Raw genomic sequence first — 15,250 nt, forward strand, 5'->3', positions numbered from 1 at the left:
CAATCGGTCTTTGCTTAAATAAGCACTCGTCGTAATCTGCGGCGATGATTGACCAACCTTCGAATCAACGGCGTGGCCGCTATGTCCAAACACCTGTCGCAGGCGAGATGGTACGAGCCTTCGTTCCACCGCCTCTGCCGCCGGAACCGAAAATCAATGTTCTGCAGCTGCTCGAGAAGCTGAGCCTAGCCGAGCGTGCCTTGGGCCGCCTGGATGGCATAACGATGCTGCTGCCCCGGCAAGAACTCTTTCTTTACATGTATGTCCGCAAGGAGGCGGTTCTCTCCTCCCAGATCGAGGGGACACAGTCGACACTGACTGATCTTCTGCGCTTCGAAACGGAAGCGGCATCGGGAGAGCCAATCGACGATATCCGCGAAGTCTCGAACTACGTCGACGCGATGATGTATGGCCTGGAGCGCCTGCAAGAGCTTCCGCTGTCCTTGCGCCTGATCCGAGAAATGCACGCGAGACTGCTTCAAAGCGGCCGCGGCGGCACCAAAAATCCCGGGGAGTTTCGGCGGACGCAGAACTGGATTGGTGGAACGCGGCCTGGAAATGCCCTGTTTGTGCCTCCGCCCGTGACGGAGCTGGACACATGTCTTGGTGAACTGGAACGCTTCATGCACGAGGATCAATCGAAGCTGCCGGCATTGATCAAAGCGGGGCTCCTGCACGTCCAGTTCGAGACAATACACCCGTTTCTAGACGGCAATGGCCGCATCGGCCGTCTGCTGGTGACACTCTACCTCTGCGTCAACGAGGTGCTGCGAACACCGCTGCTTTATCTCAGCCTCTACCTGAAAGCGCATCGATCCGAATATTACCGCCTGCTTCAAGAGGTGCGGGAGAACGGCAACTGGGAAGCTTGGCTGGACTTTTTTCTTACCGGCGTTGCGGAGACTGCCAACCAGGCCTTTGACGCAGCCACCCGGATTGTCGGCCTCTTCAAGGAAGACCGCGATCGCATCACGGGCAAAAGTGACCGCGCAGGATCGGCGCTTCGCATTCACGATCTGTTTCAGCAGAGCCCTTTTCTGTCTGCCACCCAACTTGTCCAACGAACCGGACTGTCGGCGCCGACCGTCAATTCCGCCTTGGCAGATCTGCAACGAATGGGCATCGTGACAGAGGTCACGGGACGCAAGCGCGGGCGGGTGTTCAGCTATCAGCGATATTTGACGATCATCAGCGAAGGAACAGAACCCCTGCCGCAGTCAGGCTGATCTCCGACTTGTCCTCCATCGTGTCAGAAGGGACGGTAGCGTGAGCAACACCGGCCTCCTTTCCAGGCGCCATCGCTGCCACGATTTGTCTATCTTGAGGGGTCTTGGTCTGGATCGAGGTGAACGCCTCGAAACGCGGTGCGCCCGCATGCAGCGTGCGCGTGTTGCCGGCCCGCGCATGGGCCGCGCGGAACTGTGTGGAGGTGGTCCAGGCACGGAACGCGCCCTCGTCCCGCCACACTTTGTGCGAGGCATACAGTCGGTGGCCGTCCTCCTCGGGGCCCTTCAGCATGTTGAATTCGACGAACCCGTCCATCTCGTGCAGCCGGCTGTCGCGGCCCAGCCACAGCGCTTCGAAATCGGCAGCATTCTCCAAGTGGGACAGTAAAGTGGTTCATTGCCAAAAATGTGAGGGTCCTTTCCGGGGTCTCGGGTACGAAGGGTCGCCGATGCCCGTGGCGGGATCAAGCAACGGCTTGCACCGGTGTGGCATCGTGTCCGGCCTGTCGTCATGTCCCTCCCGGCCCCCGCTCGAATGTGGCCCTTGAGCCGCTCTCTGCCGATGGCGCAAAAGTTCATTTCAAGGCGCAACCTGCATGGGCTAATGGCGTTTGAGCGCTCAATCAAAATACGCTGGAGGCAACCATGCAGGAAGAGGTGATCGTGACGACCTTCTCACACGAAGATCTCGACCTGATAATCGAAGCTCTTTCTGCCTATCAACACATTCCGAGCTACCGGATCTTGTACGAACGCTTGCTGGACGCGCGGGTGAAGGCCGACCGATGGAAGCGCATTGGCGGGGCTACCTAAAGACCTGTACGACATGCGCCCGCGTAGGAATGATCCTTGCGTGCGCATGTCTGGATGGTGCGCGCACTGCAAACGGCGGGGTGGTCCAGCTCCGCCTCCACGTTTCGGCTGAGCACCGCAATTACCGTCACTCGGCGGCAGTGTTCGGCGTCATGTGCTGCGCATTACCTGTTTCACTTGGCGGCGGTGATTTCGCTGACGAGCGCCGCGCCGATGCGGGCAATGGCACGGTTGCGGGTGGGCATGTCGGCCTCGTTTCCTGTCAGGTAGACTGCTGTCAGCCAAGGATCACCCTGCGGCGGGCGGATCACCGCAATGATGGAGCGCGACCCGTACCCACCAGCGCCGGTCTTGTCGCCGATGACCCAGCCCTCGGGCAGGCTGGCGCGGATCAGATCGTCGGCCACCTGATCGGCCCGCATCCAGGCCTCCAGCTGCTGCTGCGAGGCGACGGAGAGGACCGGGCCGAACAGCAGCGTCTCCAGCGTGGCGGTCATCGCGGCGGGGGTGGAGGTGTCGCGGGGATCGCCCGGCACGGCCTCGTTGAGGTCCGTCTCCCACCGGTCCAGCCGCGTCGTATCGTCCCCGATCGCGCGCAGGTATTGGGTGAAATCCTCGGGCCCCCCGAGGCGGTCCAGCAGCAGGTTGGCAGCGGTATTGTCGCTCAGCGTGATGGTGGCTTCGCACAGCTCTGCGACCGTCATCGCGTCGCGGGTTTCCGTGACGGGCGAATAGGTGACCAGATCGCCCGGGCTGTAGCCGACCCTGCGGTCCAGCTGATCCTCTCCGGCATCGACCAGGGTCAGGATCGTGCCGCACAAGGGCACCTTGAAGGTGCTGGACAGGGGAAACCGCTCGTCTTCACGATAGCCGGTGGCGTCACTCCCGCCCGGCTGGCGCAGGGACACCCCGACGCGACCGCCCAGATCGGCCTCGATGGCCCGGGCGGCCTCGGTGACGGTCTCGGCGGCGATGGGGGCGGTCAGCGCGCTCAGCAGGATGCAAGTGGCGATTGTCGTTCGTGGCATGGGAAACTCCAGGGTGACCCCGGCATGCGCGGGGTTTGCCGCCCGCAAGGGGCGGTATCGGATTGTCTTATGAAGGCGGCCAGCGGGCATCATGCCAAGGCCATGACAGAGGTGTAATCGATTGACGCGGCGCTGCTCAAACGACAAATCCTGACGCAGGACATAAGCTGAGGTGATGGCATGGACAGACCCAACCTTCCCTTGAACGGGCTGCGCGCCTTCGAGGTCGCCGCCCGGCAGGGCAGCTTTACCCGCGCCGCGATCGAGCTGCGGGTGACGCAGGCCGCCGTCAGTCAGCAGATCCAGCGACTGGAGGATCTGTTGGGCCACCGCCTGTTCATCCGCGCCTCCACCGGGCTGATCCTGACCGATATCGGCGCCGCGCTGCACCCGGTCCTGACCCGCAGTTTCGACGAGATGGGCGAGGTGCTGGACCGCTTTCAGGGTGGCCGCTATCGCGAGACGCTGAACCTCGGGGTCGTCACGACCTTTGCGACCGGCTGGCTGATCCCGCGTCTTGAGGCGTTCGAGGCCATCCATCCCGGCATCAGCCTGCGCATCTTCACACATAACAACCGAATCGACATTGCCAAGGAGGGGCTGCATATGGCGATCCGCTTCGGTGACCGGACTGCATGGCCCTGGCTGGAGGCGGCGCCCCTGATCGCGGCGCCCCTGACGCCCCTGTGCGCTCCGGACCTGCTGCCGCATCTGCAGGCGCCGAAGGATCTGCTGGGCCAGCGGCTGCTACGGTCCTACCGCGTGGACGAATGGGCGGGCTGGTTCGCGGCTGCCGGGGCCGAGTGCCCGCCGCTGGAGGGGCCGGTGCTGGACAGCTCGGTCGCTTTGGCGGATCTTGCCGCGGCGGGGCATGGGGTGGCCTTGCTGCCGGCGGCGATGTTCGCCCGCCAGCTGCAGGCCGGCACATTGGCGCGGCCCTTCGCCACCGAAGTCGCCGCGGGCCATTACTGGCTGACATGGCTGCGGGGCAAGCCGCTGACTTTGGCGATGGCGCAGGTGAGAAGCTGGCTGATGGATGGTGCAGGCGCAGGCGAGCCGCCGGAATAAGATGGCATCAGGGGCATCTTATCAGAAGGGACAGCGGACTGTGCCTACTTGTCCCATCCCGGATGATCACATAGACCCTCGCCGGACCGCGTTCTTCGTGGCAAGATCGATCCTGGGCGAGTTTCGGGACGGGAGGCGAGGATGCTGATCTCTCTTCACAAGCAGGCAGCGACGACACCGAAGATACGAGCCGCGATCCAAGCGAGCACTGAGCCGGCCTGGAGGGTGGCGGAGCGCTACGGCATCTCCATGCAGACCGTCTGGAAGTGGCAGAGCCGGGACAATGTCCATGACCGATCCCACACCCCCCACAGGCTTCAGTCGACGCTCACGCCGGCACAGGAAGCTGTGGCAGTGGCACTGCGCAAGTCGCTGCTGTTGCCGCTGGATGACCTGCTGTCGGTGGTGCGGGAGTTCCTGCACCCTCATGTCTCGCGTTCCGGGCTGGACCGCTGCCTGCGCCGGCATGGCGTGGGCAGTCTGCGCGCTTTGAAGCCTGCCTTGCCACGACCTGCGCACGGGGCCTTCAAGGCTTACGAGCCGGGCTATGTGCATGTCGACGTAAAATACCTGCCGCAGATGGCCGACGAGAGCCGCCGCCGGTATCTGTTCGTGGCCATCGACCGCGCCACGAGGTGGGTCTTCGTGCGCATCTACCCAGCCAAAACCGCTGCCAACGCCCGCCGTTTGTCTCGCGCGATCTGGAACGCGCCGCACCGATGACGATCACCAGGGTGCTCACCGACAACGTCCTATGTTGGGACGGATTTGCCATTCAGGGCGTCAGATCACGGGGCATCCGAGCGACCGGATGCCCTGAAGATGTTCGCCCAAGCGGGCTCCGCCGTCAAGAAATGGTCTCTCCCATAGCAAATACAGGGTCGGCCAAGTTGCCGCCCTCACCGTCCTTAAGACGAGATCCTAAATCCCAAGCGGAAGGCCCAAACATTATCTACGAGGTCGCCGATGGCGCCTCCACGGCTCTATAGAAAGGGGTCCTTCCGCTCGGGCTCGCCCCCTCGAAGAAGGGGCGATAGGGTTCGCCGGATTTGATCACGGCGTGAATGGTGCGTGCCATCTTTGCGGCGATGGCAGTGTATGCCTTGCGGCGCAGATCCGGGTTATGGCGGTCCTGCGAGATGTAGCGTTCGAACTTGTCTCGGAAGCTGTTGGCGGGCTTGAGCACGGCCGCCTGACTGGCCAGCCATAAGACGCGGCGCAGCCTTACATTCCCATACTTCGAGATCTTGCTCTTTCCGCGGAACAGCCCGGATTGCACAGTCGCAAGATCCATGCCGCAGAACTTCAGGAATTGCCGATGATGTCGAAAGCGCCGCAGGTCGCCAGCCTCGGCAAGGACGGCAAGTGCGTTGACCGGGCCGATCCCCGGAATGGTGCGCAACAGGCGATAATCGGGATGGTTTGCGAGCAGTTCGGCAGCCCGGGCCTCGATGGCATTGCGCTGTTGGATCAGACTGCGACCCTGCCGCAGAACCAGCCGGAACATGCTGAGGGCATCCGAACCGGGGTCGACAGGCAAGCCTACCGAAGTCTTTGACGTCTCGTAGATATCTGCCAAAAGCGCCGCCTTTCCGACGCGTCTGCCCACGATCGGCCAAGCCACCGCGATGAACTCATCCTTCTCCATGGCGGTGATCAGGTGGGGCGACGGAAAAGCCTCGAGGAAGGCCAAAAACCAATCTCCGCGTGAACTGCGATGAAACCGATCTGCTTCCGGAAAATAGAGCGGCAGATAGTGGGTCAGGATGCGGTGCCACAGTTCGGTCTTGGCACGCGCCACCATCTCATAGGTTTTTGACAACTCCTGAATGTCGCAAGTGCCCGCGACCAACGGATCATGGAAGACCTGCACGGCCCCGATCTCCAGCATGCGCAGAATTACCTGGGCGTCCTTCGGGTCATTTTTGTCCCAGCTGTTATGCAAGGCCTCCCGCGTTCTAGCGAGTGCGACCGACGAAACCAGATTCAACTCGAAGCCGGCGGCCCCGAGGGCGAACACGAGCGCGCGGTGATAGTTACCGGTCGCCTCGAACCCGATGGCGACAGGAAGCTCGAAGCTGCGCAAGGTCTCGATCAGGCGCTGATAATCCGCAGCAACGTTCAGCACCGTCATGCGTCTGCGACGCGTCTTGCCTGGTATCGCGATCAGCACCTCGTGCCTGTTCTTCGATATGTCGATGCCTACCAGAATGCGGGCATCCGTCGTAGCATTGACCTTGGCCATAGCTGGTCTCCTCTGTGGTGTGGTTGGCAAAACCACCATAGAGACCTGAGCCCAGTTATGGCCGCCTGCTGCGCATTTTTGAGGCTGCGCAGGCGGCCATAACCCTCTTCAGCGTATCTTTCCCAACATGCTACGGCAAGGAGTTCACCGATCGTCTGTTCGGCCTTCGCCGCCGGGGCCCCACCGGCAACCATGACTTCGACCGCCTCTGCACCGATCTCGGCATCGAGCATCGCCTGGCCCCGCCGATGCACCCGCAGACCAATGGCATGGTCAAACGCTTCAACGGCCGGATCGAGGACGTCCTGCAAAGCCACCGCTTCCGCAGCGGCGAGGATCTCGAACAGACCATCCTGCGCTATGTCCGGCTCTACAACGGTCAGCTTCCGCAATCAGTATTGAAGGGCCGAACGCCAATCGACGCGCTCAAGGACTGGCAGAAACAAAGGCCGGGCCTGTTCAGGAAGCGGCCCTACAATCACGCGGGATGTGACACCTACTCACCACCTTGCTAGCCGCGACTACGAAGTCTGTGCCTACGAAGCCATGGCCTTACACAACTCCAAACGTGTATCGAAATCCGTGCCATTTTGCGACATGTTGCAAAAGGCGCCGTTTTGACGGCTTTTGCAGCACGTTTGGGACTGTTGCACCAAGGATCCAGACCGTGTGAAAACTCGAACCGGATTCCCAGCACTGAGCGGCCATGGTATTTTTGGGCATGGCACATATTTCAGGCGGTGATCGGTCCCAACTCCTGCTTTTGCCGGACTCTGTGGACGACTATGTGGGGCCGGACAATGTTGTCCGGTTTATCGATGCTTTCGTTGACGGGCTCGATCTGAGGGCAGCTGGCTTTGGGCGGGTCCAGGCGAAAAGTACCGGTCGACCGGGATATGATCCGGCCGATCTCTTGAAGCTCTACATTTACGGATACCTGAACCGGGTGCGGTCCAGCCGCCGGTTGGAGGTAGAGACGCATCGCAATCTTGAAGTCATCTGGCTGCTCCGCCGCCTGACCCCCGACTTCAAGACAATCGCAGACTTCCGACGCGACAACAGAACGGCGTTCCGCCAGGTGTTCCGGGAGTTCGTGCTGCTGTGTCGTGAACTCGACTTGTTCGGACGAGAGTTGATCGCAGTCGACGGCACCCGGATCAAGGCCGTGAACAGCCGGGAGCGGAATTTCACCAAGGCCAAGCTGGCCAAAGCGATAGCGGAAAGCGATGAGCGCTTGGCGCGGTATCTCAAGCAGCTCGATGAGGCCGACAAGGACGGTGAGGACGCGCCAGAGAGGGGCACCGTCGAGAGGCTGCAGGAAAAGATCGCAGCGCTCCGCAAGCGGCGTGAACGGCTTGATGATCATGGCAAAGCCCTTGCAGACAGCGGCGCGGACCAGATCTCGCTGACCGACCCGGACGCACGCGCGATGCACTCCAGCAGTCGCGTCGGGGTCGGTTATAACGTCCAGATTGCGGTCGATACCAAGCACAAACTGATTGCGGAGCAGCAGGTCCACAACAAGGTCAGCGACCTGGGCCTGCTGACCGAGACGGCCAAGGCTGCGCGTGAGACCCTCGATGTTGCGCAGATCGATGCCGTGGCCGACCGGGGCTACTTCAAGATCGAAGATATCGAGGCCTGCGAAACGGCAGGCATCGTCCCTTACGTTCCCAAACCGCAGCGCGGATCTGCCGTTGCCAAGGGATTTTTTCCCAAGGACCAGTTCCGTTATGACGCCGAGGCAGACATCTACACATGCCCGGGCGGCGCGGCTTTGCGCCATGTGCACAGCCGCCCGGTTCGTGGCGAGATCCGCGTGTTCGATTATGCCAATGCCGCTGCCTGCAAGTCCTGCGCACTCAAGACACGTTGCACCACCGCGGCCTACCGCAAGGTTGCGCGCTATGAGAACGAGGCCGTGCTGGACCGGATGGCGAAACGGCTTGCCGCGCGGCCCGGGGTGCTCGATGAGCGGCGCGAGAGCGTCGAGCACCCGTTCGGCTCCGTGAAGCAATGGATGGGCCAGGGTGCATTCCTGATGCGCAGGCTGGAGAACGTGCGCGCTGAGTTCAGCCTGACGGCCATCGCCTACAATTTGCGTCGAGCGATCAGCCTTGTCGGCATTCCGGCGGAGCTATGGCCGATTTTGGGTGATGGGGTCTGAGAAGGCGGCGTATCGTGGTGGGTGTCAAAGCCTGCCAGAACCTCCCGAAGGAGCGATACGCCTTGGAAGATGATATCACGATCACCCCGCTTCACCAGCCCGGATCTGTCGTTGATCCACTCACCGAGATTGCACGCGACGGCGCCCGGCAGATGCTGGCAGCGGCACTCAGGGCTGAGGCCGCGAGTTTTGTCGCGCAGTTTGCTGAGGAGCGCCTGCCCGATGGCAGGCAGCGCGTTGTCCACCACGGCACCGGCCCTGAGCGGAACATCCAGACCGGGATCGGCCCTATCCCGGTGCAGAGACAGAAGGTGCGCGACCGGGCAGCTGATGCGCCGCCGGAGGACAAGATCCGGTTCAATTCGCGCATTCTTCCGAAGTGGGCGCGCCGTTCGCCTAGCCTTGATGCTCTGCTTCCGGTCCTCTACTTGCGCGGCGTCTCGACTGGAGACTTCCAGGAGGCTCTGAGCGCGCTGGTCGGTCCGGATGCGCCCAACCTGTCGCCAGGAGCGATCTCGCGGCTCACGGGCGAGTGGCAAGCAGAACATGACCGCTGGCAACGCCGAAACCTCTCGGCCCGGCGCTACGTCTATGTCTGGGCCGACGGCGTGTATCTGCAGGCCCGGATGGAGCCGCAGGCCGAGTGCATGCTGGTGATCATCGGGGCGACGCCGGAAGGGAAGAAGGAGCTGCTGGGGTTCCAGGTTGGGGTCCGCGAGAGCGCGCAGAGCTGGCATGAACTGCTGGTCGACCTCAGGGCCCGCGGCCTCTCGGCGCCACCGGACCTCGCGGTCGGAGATGGTGCCCTTGGCTTCTGGAAGGCGCTGGATGAGATCTTCCCCGACACGCGCCACCAACGCTGTTGGACCCACAAGGTGTCCAACGTCCTGAACAAGCTTCCGAAGTCGATGCACCCGGCGGTGAAGACTGACCTGCGGGAGATCTGGCAAGCCGCGACCCGCGCGGCGGCAGAGACCGCCGTCAATACCTTCGTCGAGAAGTATGGCGTGAAATACGAGAAAGCCGTCGCCTGCCTGACCAAGGATCGAGAGGCACTGCTGGCCTTCTACGACTTCCCGGCCGCTCACTGGGACCACCTGCGCACGTCCAACCCGATCGAGAGCGTCTTCGCGACCGTCCGCCATCGCACCGTCCGAACCAAAGGCGCGTTGTCTCAGAAGACAGCGAAGCTGATGGTGTTCAAGCTGGTTCAGGCCGCAGCGAAGAAATGGCGACGACTGAAGGGCGCAAACCAGTTGCCTCTCGTCGTCGAAGGCGTCAAGTTCACTGACGGTGTCGCCGAGCAGGACGCCAACGAAAGCCGCGCCGCTTGATCAGGCCGCGTCACCCAAAATCCCGCATAGCTCATTCCGGCGTTGATTGCGGCTGTCCGACCGTAAAGGCTCAATATTTCCTCAAGTATCAGCCCATATTCGCCTTCAGCAACCCCCACAGGACCCCACGGCCCACGATCAAGCATTTGATCCGGATCCCCTAAAAGAAAGGCTCCGATCCAGCCAAAACCCCTGCACGCCATCAGACCTCGGCAAGTTTTCACACGGTCTGGATCGTTTTTGAACACTTTGAAAAAGGGGCAGGGGAGGCGGGCATTCGTTGATCCGCGTTGCAGCTTTGAACCTGCTGCATGTCACTATGTTTGCCTACTTAGGAAAGCAGTATGACCTTTTGGTCCGACAAAAGGTCAAAATGACGTTTTTGCTTGACACTCGTAAGCGGTCTTCGGGATTTGCGATTGCAGTTCCCGGGATCACCGCACCTCTTGGGAAAGCAGCCTCACGCCTGGAAGACAGCATCGACCCTAACAGCCCTAAACCGTCATTTAGCCGTCACTACCGGCACGCTATCTGGGCTCTTTTTGGGGGACACGATGTCCGACCTCGATAATCTGATGATAGTAGCGCTTCGCCTTGCGGATTTGGCGGCAAATATTTCTGCCGATGCATGGTGCAGTGACCTCGCTGTAGATTACAAATCGGATGGCTCGTCGCTGACCCAGGCAGACTTGCTTATCGAGACGCGGTGGCGCGAAGAGATCAAGCGGCAGTTCCCATCGCACGGCATACTAGGTGAGGAGTACGGGTCCGATACTGGAACCAGCGCCTTTACTTGGGTGCTCGACCCAATCGACGGAACCCGTCAGTTCGGGACCGGACTTTTGAATTTCGCTTCGCTGATCAGCGTGTGCAGGGACGGCGTGCCGGTTCTGGGGATCATTGATGGGCCCGGACCACGCGCACGTTATGCTGCGGCTGAAGGGAAAGGCACCCTGTTCGCAGGCCGTCCTGTTCGCAGCAGTTCGCGGCGGGATATGATGGAAGCTGTGATCAGCCTAGCCAATCCAGACAGCTTTGGGAGGGAAAGCGCCTCTGGTTACGAAAAACTGCGTTCAACGGGGCGTGTGCGAGTCTTTGATGGTGGAGCGCCGGCATACGGCGCGCTCGCCCGAGGACTTATAGATATTTGCCTGAATGGTGACGATCTGGACGCATATGACATCTGCGCCCTATGCCCTGTGGTACAGGAGGCCGGAGGTACGATCACCGACTGGAGGGGGCAGCCACTATCATTGGCATCAAGCGGGGCCATCGTTGCCAGTGCCTCGCCTCAACTTCATGCCAAGGTTTTGAAACAGCTTTTGCCGACTAGCTGACCTACAGCTAGATCCCGCATAGCTGTCGCCTGTTCTGCGCACGGGCGTCTTCGCGAAGAGCCCTTTGCGGTCATTCACCTCGTGGACAATGGGGTGCAAATCATCGAAGTTTCACATGAACTTGCCGATTATGTTTACTCCTTTTGTAAGTAGGACATCACCATGAGCATTCGCGTCGGCATTGTCGGCATCAGCGGTTTTGGCGGCGGTGAAGCGCTGCGATTGATCGCCAGCCACCCGTCGTTCGAGCTGGTCTATGCCGCAGGAGAGGGCAGTGCTGGCAGTCGGTTGATCGACCGCTTCCCTGGCGTGCCCAGAAAGCTGGCCGATCTGGTGATCGAGAAGTGGGACCCTGCTGCGCTGCCAAAGCTGGACGTGCTCTTCGCCTCGCTGCCTACGGGCACATCGGCCGAAGCACTGGCGCGTGTTCCTGATGGGGTGAAGATCGTCGATATCGGCGGCGACCACCGCTACGTCGAGGGATGGGCTTACGGCTTGGCCGACATCTGGCCTGCACAACTTGAAGGTCAGAGCCGCGTCGCGAACCCCGGGTGTTTTCCTGCAGCAACGCTGAATGCGCTGGCTCCACTGCTGGTGAACAAGCTGATCGCGCCCGGCAACATCATCATCGACGCTAAGACCGGCATTTCCGGCGCAGGTCGGGGCGGTGGTGACAGCAAATTCGGATACGCAGAGAGCAACGAAAACTTGCAGCCCTATGGTTTGCTCAAGCATGTCCACATGCCCGAGATAGCCAAGACCATCGAACATCTCAGCGGTGGCGACGCCTCCGGGCTGGTCTTTACGCCGCATCTGGTGCCGATGACCCGTGGTGTGCTGGTCACCATCTACTGTCGCGGAACCGCGACCACCGATCAGTGCCTGGACGCAGCAAGGCGCTACTATGCCGATCGTGCTTTTGTGCGGGTGACCGATAAGCCGCCACAAACAAAATGGGCTACCGGCTCGAACCTCTCATTCGTCAGCTATGCAGCTGATCCCGAGCGAAACCTGGTGATCGCGATGGGTGTGGTGGATAATCTTGGCAAGGGAGCAGCCGGCCATGCGGTGCAAAACGCAAACCTGATTTGCGGCCTGCCAGAAACCGCTGGTCTGGAAGGCGCATCCGTTTGGCCGTAACAGGAGCGCCCCATGACCGAAAACAACTGCGATAGCGCAAGACTTCCCCGTGCCGACGCAGAGGCCATTGTGAACGTGCTGGGCTTGGCCGAAAACCTGAAGACCGAGATGCGCCATAGCTGGTTATCGAATGGCCGGCAGGAAAGTGTCGCGGAACATACGTGGATGATGTCAGTGGCGGCCGTCCTGATAGCTCCGCACCTTCAGCATCCTGTCGATCTGGGGCAAACCCTGAAGCTGATCGCGCTTCACGACATAGCAGAGGCCATCACCGGGGATATCCCATACTTTGAGGAAAGCGCCCGTAAAGACACCAAGCTTGCCGATGAAGCTGAAGCCATGAAAGCAATGCGCGGGATGCTTCCAGCGGCTTCGGTGTCAATCGGCGCCCAATATTGACCCCCTTTCGGCGTGCAATTTTGACCCCTTAGCTGTGTGGTGATCAGGGTCTGTCCCGACGCAGCTGATCATGTTGCGGAGGCGGGACAGACCCTGATCAGGCGCGGTTCTTGAAGCGCCAGGACTCGTTGCCGGTTTCGAGGATCTCGCAGTGATGCGTGAGGCGGTCGAGCAGGGCCGTTGTCATCTTGGCATCGCCGAAGACGGCCGGCCATTCGCCGAAGGCAAGGTTCGTCGTGACGATGATGGACGTGCGCTCGTAGAGCTTGCTGATCAGGTGGAACAGCAACTGGCCGCCTGCCTGAGCGAATGGAAGATATCCCAGTTCGTCGAGTACGATGAAGTCGAGACGGGTCAGGTATTCGGCCGTGCGCCCCTGTTTACCGCTGCGGCTCTCGGTATCGAGCCTGTTCACCAGATCGACCACGTTGAAGAAGCGGCCTCGGGTGCCGTTCCGTATCAAGGCGCGAGCGATCGCGATGGCGAGATGTGACTTTCCCGTGCCAGTGCCACCGATCAGCACGACATTGCGCTGGTCGGCCACGAATGTGCCAGTCGCAAGATCGCGCACCAGGCCCTCGTTGACCGGTGTGTCGGCAAAGTCGAAGTCTTCGATATCCTTCGCGAGCGGCAGCTTTGCCACGGTGAGCTGATACTTGATCGATCGGGCCTGCTTCTCGGCGATCTCTGACTGCAACAGATCACCGACAATACGGGGCGGTTCGAACTGGCGCTTGATACTGGTGGCCATGATCTCGTCATAGGCGCTGCGCATCCCGTAGAGCTTGAGAGTGGCCATCAATTCCAGAACCTGGGTGCGTTCCATCGTAGTTTGTCCTCCTGAGGCTGTCGTAGCGTGCGCAATCAGCCACGGGCTCGTGGGTCAGCCGCAACGCGGTGGGGGTGAGAAGCAATGGAGGTGGTGCCGGGTCCCGGCTGCGCGCGAGGATGTTGATGATGACCGGCGCCGAAAAGACGCCCTGTGCGAGGGCCTCCTGGCACGCGGCTTCCACAGCAAGGAGGCCATCGGTCGCGACGCAGCCGAGGATTGCCACCATCTGTCGGTCGCCGTCATTCATGCTCTTGAGCTTGCGGCGCACCGTCGCTATCGCGGTCGGCAGCACCCAGTTCTGGAACGGGGCACCATTCCGTAAGGCGCCGGGTTTGCGTGCCAGAACAGGCACATAGTGCCAGGGATCGTAGACCGTCTCGTTCCTGCCAAAGCAGCGGGAATGTTCTGCCACGATGACCCCGTCCTGCCGGATGACGATCTTCTCGGCATAAGCGTGGACTTCGACGGGCCGTCCGACAGCCGTCGAGATCACGGAATACCTGTTGTTGTCGAACCGGACGAGGCAGGTCTTGGAGACGGAGGCCGGAACGGAATGGAAGCCGTCAAACGAGCCGACATAGGGGACGAGGGTCGCGCGCTCTGTCTCGAACATCTGCCAGATCATCTGATCGCTGCGCTCAGGGTGCTTGTGCGCCTTCGCATAGGCGATGCATTTGTCGAGCAGCCAGACGTTCAGCTCGTCCAGGCTCCTGACCCGAAGCCTTGGGGTGAAGAACCGTTCGCGCACAAGGCCAACCTGGTTCTCGACCTGGCCTTTCTCCCAGCCCGACGCAGGCGTGCAGGCAACCGGCTGAACCAGATAGTGGCTGCACATCTGCAAAAAGCGCCGATTGTAGAGCCGCTCCTTGCCGATAAAGACCGCCTCGACCGCCGTCTTCATGTTGTCGTAGATCCCGCGCGTGCAAGTGCCCTTGAAGAAGGCGAAGGCCCGGTCATGCGCGTCGAACATCGAAGCCACCGCGGCGCCATCGGTTTGAGCCCGATGGCTGAGGCTCCTGGCTCTCGCGCATATACGCCCGGGCGAACATCATGCGGCTGTGGCAGAGCCTGACATGCGCGACCTTGACCGTCGTCGTCACGCCGTTGATCAGCACGACCTCATGGCTCCAGTCGAATTGGTAGGCCTCGCCGGGCGCATAGTAGAGCGGCACGTAGGCTTCGGCAGCCGCTGATCCGCGCGCCTTCGACCAAGTCTTGGCGTAACGCCGGATTGCATCGTAACTGCCCTCGTAGCCGAGTGACCGGACCTCCTCGTAGATCCGGATCAGGGTCAGCCGTTCTCGCGACGCCTTGCCTTCATTGGCAACTAGGAACCGATCCACCTCCGACTGCCAGGGCCCAACCCGCGGCATCGGCTGATGGTCACGCTCGTAGGTGAAGTCCGTCTCGTCTGACCGCAGGATCTTGCGCACCGTGTTGCGCGACACATGCAGGTCCCGGACGATGCGCTTCATCGACCAGCCCTGCACATGAAACGCCCGACGCACCCGCGCTATCGTATCCACTCGCTTCAACTCCCCCTCCATCCGCTGCCTCGCAACGGATGGTCAGATGAAACCCGAGGGGGGTCAAAATTGGACGCCGATTACCCCGCCAAGGGGGTCAGTTTTGCACGCCGAAACACAGGCCTCGGATCTTTG

11 protein-coding genes and 4 pseudogenes are annotated in these 15,250 nt (G+C 61.2%); 10 read left to right on the top strand and 5 right to left on the bottom strand.

The window, feature by feature from the left end; genetic code table 11:
- Positions 1–44 precede the first annotated feature (44 nt).
- Positions 45–1,226 carry a Fic family protein gene (locus E4191_RS17095; protein ID WP_139615690.1) on the top strand — a complete coding sequence of 394 codons (1,182 nt, stop codon included), beginning with the start codon at positions 45–47 and terminating at the stop codon, positions 1,224–1,226.
- Positions 1,227–1,332: 106 nt separating this feature from the next.
- On the opposite strand, the pseudogene E4191_RS17100 reads toward E4191_RS17095, so the two are convergent.
- Positions 1,333–1,624, bottom strand: a pseudogene (locus E4191_RS17100) (antibiotic biosynthesis monooxygenase family protein); the annotation flags it as partial.
- Positions 1,625–1,871: 247 nt separating this feature from the next.
- Here E4191_RS17100 and E4191_RS23855 point away from each other — a divergent pair.
- On the top strand, positions 1,872–2,039 hold the full coding sequence (locus E4191_RS23855; RefSeq protein WP_176562784.1) for a hypothetical protein: 168 nt from the start codon (positions 1,872–1,874) through the stop codon (positions 2,037–2,039).
- 173 nt (positions 2,040–2,212) lie between these two features.
- Here the strand turns inward: E4191_RS23855 and bla are convergent, their stop codons facing one another.
- Positions 2,213–3,067, bottom strand: a complete 855-nt coding sequence (gene bla / locus E4191_RS17105; protein ID WP_139615691.1) for a class A beta-lactamase — start codon at positions 3,065–3,067, stop codon at positions 2,213–2,215.
- 180 nt (positions 3,068–3,247) lie between these two features.
- Here bla and E4191_RS17110 point away from each other — a divergent pair, with 180 nt between their 5' ends.
- Together E4191_RS17110 and E4191_RS17115 are read left to right on the top strand one after the other, a co-directional pair.
- Positions 3,248–4,135, top strand: coding sequence for a LysR family transcriptional regulator (locus tag E4191_RS17110; RefSeq protein WP_139615692.1), 888 nt, complete (start codon positions 3,248–3,250; stop codon positions 4,133–4,135).
- 141 nt (positions 4,136–4,276) lie between these two features.
- Positions 4,277–4,884 (top strand): annotated as a pseudogene (locus E4191_RS17115) (IS481 family transposase); the annotation flags it as partial.
- A gap of 203 nt (positions 4,885–5,087) precedes the next feature.
- On the opposite strand, the gene E4191_RS17120 reads toward E4191_RS17115, so the two are convergent.
- Positions 5,088–6,380, bottom strand: coding sequence for an IS110 family RNA-guided transposase (locus E4191_RS17120; protein ID WP_139615693.1), 1,293 nt, complete (start codon positions 6,378–6,380; stop codon positions 5,088–5,090).
- Between the two features lie 134 nt (positions 6,381–6,514).
- Here E4191_RS17120 and E4191_RS17125 point away from each other — a divergent pair.
- The 6 genes and pseudogenes from E4191_RS17125 to E4191_RS17150 form a co-directional block, all read left to right on the top strand.
- Positions 6,515–6,895: pseudogene (locus tag E4191_RS17125) on the top strand (integrase core domain-containing protein); the annotation flags it as partial.
- A 206-nt stretch (positions 6,896–7,101) separates the two neighbouring features.
- Positions 7,102–8,547, top strand: a complete 1,446-nt coding sequence (locus E4191_RS17130; RefSeq protein WP_139615761.1) for an IS1182 family transposase — start codon at positions 7,102–7,104, stop codon at positions 8,545–8,547.
- Between the two features lie 62 nt (positions 8,548–8,609).
- Positions 8,610–9,881, top strand: coding sequence for an IS256 family transposase (locus E4191_RS17135; protein ID WP_135312179.1), 1,272 nt, complete (start codon positions 8,610–8,612; stop codon positions 9,879–9,881).
- 554 nt (positions 9,882–10,435) lie between these two features.
- A complete protein-coding gene (locus E4191_RS17140) occupies positions 10,436–11,218 on the top strand; it encodes an inositol monophosphatase family protein (RefSeq protein ID WP_139615694.1) in 783 nt (260 codons plus the stop codon).
- Between the two features lie 162 nt (positions 11,219–11,380).
- Positions 11,381–12,358: an N-acetyl-gamma-glutamyl-phosphate reductase gene (gene argC, locus E4191_RS17145; RefSeq protein WP_139615695.1), complete on the top strand. Its 978-nt coding sequence runs from the start codon at positions 11,381–11,383 to the stop codon at positions 12,356–12,358.
- A 12-nt stretch (positions 12,359–12,370) separates the two neighbouring features.
- A complete protein-coding gene (locus tag E4191_RS17150) occupies positions 12,371–12,757 on the top strand; it encodes an HD domain-containing protein (RefSeq protein ID WP_139615696.1) in 387 nt (128 codons plus the stop codon).
- Positions 12,758–12,854: 97 nt separating this feature from the next.
- Here E4191_RS17150 and istB read toward each other — a convergent pair whose 3' ends face one another.
- Complete coding sequence (istB, locus tag E4191_RS17155) at positions 12,855–13,583, bottom strand: IS21-like element helper ATPase IstB (RefSeq protein ID WP_135312210.1); 729 nt, start codon at positions 13,581–13,583, stop codon at positions 12,855–12,857.
- Positions 13,516–15,124 (bottom strand): annotated as a pseudogene (gene istA, locus E4191_RS17160) (IS21 family transposase). Before istA ends, istB begins: the two are co-directional and overlap by 68 nt.
- Between the last annotated feature and the right edge of the window lie 126 nt (positions 15,125–15,250).

It is taken from the genome of Paracoccus liaowanqingii (genome assembly GCF_004683865.2).
GTDB classification, from domain to species: Bacteria; Pseudomonadota; Alphaproteobacteria; order Rhodobacterales; family Rhodobacteraceae; genus Paracoccus; species Paracoccus liaowanqingii.